This is a genomic window from Gemmobacter nanjingensis, assembly GCF_014652195.1.
GTDB classification, from domain to species: domain Bacteria; phylum Pseudomonadota; class Alphaproteobacteria; order Rhodobacterales; family Rhodobacteraceae; genus Gemmobacter; species Gemmobacter caeni.
In genome coordinates, this window is the sequence record NZ_BMYI01000005.1 from 199,679 (window position 1) to 200,142 (window position 464).

Annotated in this window: 1 protein-coding gene and 1 pseudogene; both read right to left on the reverse strand. The window is 73.3% G+C overall.

Annotated elements, in window-relative coordinates; genetic code table 11:
• Positions 1–168 (reverse strand): DUF6950 family protein (locus IE126_RS26385; RefSeq protein ID WP_407646026.1); only part of this gene is annotated, 168 nt, incomplete at its 3' end.
• Positions 165–464 (reverse strand): annotated as a pseudogene (locus IE126_RS11165) (hypothetical protein); the annotation flags it as partial. The pseudogene IE126_RS11165 and the gene IE126_RS26385, both read right to left, overlap by 4 nt.

Below are 464 nucleotides of genomic sequence, written 5' to 3' on the forward strand. Positions count from 1 at the left end.
GCGGCCCCGGAACGGCGCTGCGAGATCGACCCCGGTCTGCGCGGCGATGGCCCCCGCGCCGAACAGGCAGCAATCATGTTCGCCGGGCCGCATCGGCCGACCGGCCACGCCGCCCAGCCAGTGGCGCAGGCGGGACCGGGCATCGGGCAGACGGAGGAGCGGCGTCATCGGTCGGCCCCCTTCGGCGCACCCGCAGGCACATCCGCCGGGGCGCTGGTGCTGCCGGATCGGACATTGCGGCCCCAGGGCGTCTCGACCTTGTCGGCGAGGCTGGCATATTGCCGGAAGGCATCCGTTCCGGCCCGCGCCCGCAGGCTGGCATCCGACCGCTTGCGGGTCAGCGGCTTGGTCAGCCGCCGTGCCGCCGTGGCGATTTCCACCTCGATCGATCCGGTCTCACCCTTGGCGGGCGTCCTGACCGGCGCCTTGTCGATATTGCCGCGCAGCACCAGATGCGGCTCCCC